5 protein-coding genes are annotated in these 3,297 nt (G+C 37.5%); 4 read left to right on the top strand and 1 reads right to left on the bottom strand.

Features of this window, described 5'->3' with window-relative positions:
* The 3 genes from WB217_RS15690 to WB217_RS15680 all read left to right on the top strand — a co-directional run.
* The coding region (locus WB217_RS15690) for a DUF2515 family protein (protein ID WP_423994187.1) at positions 1 to 846 on the top strand (846 nt) is incomplete at its 5' end.
* A gap of 416 nt (positions 847 to 1,262) precedes the next feature.
* Positions 1,263 to 1,517 (top strand): hypothetical protein, encoded by a 255-nt coding sequence (locus WB217_RS15685; RefSeq protein ID WP_423994185.1) that lies wholly within the window; start codon positions 1,263 to 1,265, stop codon positions 1,515 to 1,517.
* 113 nt (positions 1,518 to 1,630) lie between these two features.
* Positions 1,631 to 2,005, top strand: a complete 375-nt coding sequence (locus WB217_RS15680) for a YppE family protein (protein ID WP_423994184.1) — start codon at positions 1,631 to 1,633, stop codon at positions 2,003 to 2,005.
* A 37-nt stretch (positions 2,006 to 2,042) separates the two neighbouring features.
* On the opposite strand, the gene WB217_RS15675 is transcribed toward WB217_RS15680, so the two are convergent.
* Positions 2,043 to 2,240, bottom strand: coding sequence for a YppF family protein (locus WB217_RS15675; RefSeq protein ID WP_335375654.1), 198 nt, complete (start codon positions 2,238 to 2,240; stop codon positions 2,043 to 2,045).
* 194 nt (positions 2,241 to 2,434) lie between these two features.
* Here WB217_RS15675 and WB217_RS15670 point away from each other — a divergent pair, with 194 nt between their 5' ends.
* Complete coding sequence (locus WB217_RS15670; RefSeq protein WP_423994183.1) at positions 2,435 to 2,980, top strand: YppG family protein; 546 nt, start codon at positions 2,435 to 2,437, stop codon at positions 2,978 to 2,980.
* The last annotated feature ends 317 nt before the right edge of the window (positions 2,981 to 3,297 follow it).

Genomic DNA, 3,297 nt, shown 5'->3' with positions numbered 1-3,297 from the left:
GAAATGAGCTGGGCGTTTCTGGCTAGCATGGTATCAAGAAACGGCGGCTATAATATGTGCGACCTTGAGGGAGAATGGTTTCCGAGAATGATCGATCCTGCCATCAGAAAGCGATTATTCCTCACTTATGAAAGGGCAAACTGGCTAATTTTCCGTGATGCCTATTCACAGCTCCTTTTATACACCTATTCGACGAATAAAAACACTACAATGTTTCATTTGTTAAAATTCCTTAACGTATCAGCTTTTATGGAAAAAGAATGGAATCATTTCTGGGAAACAAGGGACAAGAAAAGACTGATGATCGCTTTAATCGTGAATGAACAAAATGTAATCCATAAACCAGTGATCAAGCACCACGTATTTAAGAAGAGGGTGTTTAACACCTGGTTGTTCTCATTTGAAGATTTTTTCCATTTTAGCACTGTTCTTTTTCCTACTTGTGATGGGGAGCTCTTTGGAGCAAGTGTAAATGGATTCAAATCCGTAAATAAAAGGATTGACCTGGGAAAAAGGTTGGCATCAATTTTGTTTGATCAGCGTAAATATCCCTTATTTCTTGAATTCGCCCTGAGGACAGAACATACCGCATCAAGACATGATTATGAAAAATTTTTTCCCGAATATAAAAAAAGAGACACTCCTTATCTAAGGTGCACATACCCAGTCATCAGCCACCATTACCATGACCAAGGAGACTGGTATAAAGGGAGGAAGTTTCAGCATGAATGGCTTGAGAAAGAAATAAAGCATATACATCCAATTCAATTGACAAAATGGTATCTCCAAAAGCAAAAACAACTTCATGCACTAGTGTCTTTAAAGGATATATTTACCACAATTTAAAAAACCAAAACAAAAAGCAAGGGAGACCCTTGCTTTTGTTAAATCACTCAGCAGGACGATTTGGTCCTGCTAGTTTTTTGTCACCATAGCCTGCTTTTTTCTCAGGTGTATTATTTGGATTCTGCACATTTTTGTTCTGCTTCTTATTCATAAAAACACCTCCCAACATTAGTTTGTTCATTTGGGATTTTTTCATGCGGGCGATAGTGTCGAAGGATGTAATCCTAGTGATAAAAAAGCACTTTGTTTGCCGAATTCCTTCTAGTTTTGTCAGCTGTGAAGGAGGTTAAGCCGCAAGGGAGAATTAAAGATAAGAGCGTGATGATTTATAAATTAATTTTTCTCTACTCGAATTCGTGCCGTCAGGACTTCATATGACAGACCTTAAAATTAATCAATGTCAGGAGAGATTGTTTATGAGAACAGGAATTGAAAAGAAACAAATTTTAGGGATATTGACGGATATGATTAATAACCTGGAAGTCGCTGATGCCAATTTGCATGAGACGCTGACTGGAATTAGATCTGACATGTGCATTGCTCAGACAGAGCGGTTGGAGAACATTGAAATAGTACTCGATGGACTTGAAAAGAACTTATCAGCCTATAAATACAGCAATGCTCCGTTGATAACAGATACAAAAGGTTTAAAACTTGAATTAGGTTTTTAATATATAATAGAATAAATGCAATCTTAAGTAGCTTTTATTTATGAAAAGGCTACTTTTTATTTGGCCACCATGTTTATAACAATCGGTTAATTTCAGGAAAGCAGGAAGAAAAAATGGACCAGCATCACCAAATAATAGAATTATCCAAAAAATTGATAGATTATTCAGAGAGCGCTCTAAGGCGATATGAATTTTCGAAACAGGAAGGCAGCAGAGGGGATTTCCATACAGAAGTTAAGCCTTTTGCAGACGAGGTGAAAGAGACTGCAACAATCTGGAAAGAAGCAGCGACTAATTGGGTTATTGAGCATAAGCCTAAAAATCTCCATTCAAGTCAAATTGAAACTGCAGCTGATTATATAGAAGTAATTTCTGTTCAAGCATTTTTTCCAGAAACCAGCCGGAAGAGGTTTCTTGACCAAATTCAGTCGGTCGAATTTATTTTGAACAGCATGATCCTGGCTATAGAAATTAAAATATGCAAATAAAGAAGCACCAGAGGGATCTGGTGCTTCAATTTTTTATTTAGATAGAGAATTCTTTCTGATCTTCTGGAATGAAGGCTCCTTGCAATTCCAGCTCACGAACAAGGTTCCGGTATTCATTAATGGTTATTTCATTCTGAATATACGATTTTTTTGTGAAATCGAGTAATTCATTCACATGTTCCGGAGTGTATTCTTTTGTTTGGGCAAAGAGATTTTTAAGTTCGTGAACGTTCATCTTTTCATCCTCCTCCATCATTTGAATTCATCGTATCATGAAAATGGAATTGTCCTTTATTTTTCAAAAATTTAAACTTCCGACAATTAATTTCATGTTTAGACAAAAGCGGCAGGCATTTCCAATCTCTATCACCATCTGGGCGATTACATCATATGATATTGTAATGAATCTAATGGAGGAGGATGTTCGCCATGTTTGGCCGAAGGAATAAGACGCATACCTATCAGCAACAGTTTTGGGAAAATCAATTTTATCAAGGATCTAATAATTGGAATGGAAATAATCAAGGTTTGAACCGGCAGCAGCCGTACCCTCAACAATATGTTAACCCTCAATGGAACAGCATGCAGGGAAATTGGCAGAATCAATATATGCAGCAGGATTACCCGATCAATCCCTACGTGCAGGGAAATCCTCAATGGAACCAGCAATATTCAAAGACGCAACCAAAGAATAATTATTCAAAAATGCTCTTTCAAAATCCACTCCAGCCAGAGGATGACCCGATTTACGGATACTACAGCCAGCAGTCTGATTTTCAAAATTACAATCCTTATCCACAGCAGGCATTTATGCCTAAGCAGCCATCAGGATTGCAATCAATCATGAATTCATTTAAAAGCCAGGACGGAAATCTTGATATCAATAAGATGGTAGACACCGCAGGCCAGATGGTGAATGCAGTGACTCAGGTGTCATCTTTGGTTAAAGGCCTCGGCGGAATGTTTAAAGTTTAAACACAAAAGCAGGCGATTGCCTGCTTTCAGACTGTAAACCAGCTCGATAAAAATCGAGCTTGTTTACAGTCTTTCTTTTGTTAGGAGGAGAAATGAGGCAGTAAATTTCAGTTGTAGGGACTTCGCTTTAGAATAATTAGGAAACAAAGGGACCTTATTAGTGCTCATTTTTTCCAAATATTGCTTTTTTTAGTAACTGAGGAGCCTTATTAGTACTCGTTTTTTTCCGGATTTTGCTTTTTTAGTAACCGAGGGGGCTAATTAGCGCTCGGTTTTTCCAAATATTGGTTTTGCGAGTAACTAAGAGACCTTATTAG

Source organism: Mesobacillus sp. (assembly GCF_049588175.1).
Taxonomy (GTDB): Bacteria; Bacillota; Bacilli; order Bacillales; family Cytobacillaceae; genus Mesobacillus.
This window is presented reverse-complemented; position numbering and strand designations above follow the sequence as displayed.

Excerpts from the sequence above, each read along its gene's own strand:
- WB217_RS15685 (WP_423994185.1), top strand. The coding sequence starts at position 1,263 with ATGAGAACAGGAATTGAAAAGAAACAAATTTTAGGGATATTGACGGAT.
- WB217_RS15680 (WP_423994184.1), top strand. The coding sequence starts at position 1,631 with ATGGACCAGCATCACCAAATAATAGAATTATCCAAAAAATTGATAGAT.
- WB217_RS15675 (WP_335375654.1), bottom strand. The coding sequence starts at position 2,240 with ATGAACGTTCACGAACTTAAAAATCTCTTTGCCCAAACAAAAGAATAC.
- WB217_RS15670 (WP_423994183.1), top strand. The coding sequence starts at position 2,435 with ATGTTTGGCCGAAGGAATAAGACGCATACCTATCAGCAACAGTTTTGG.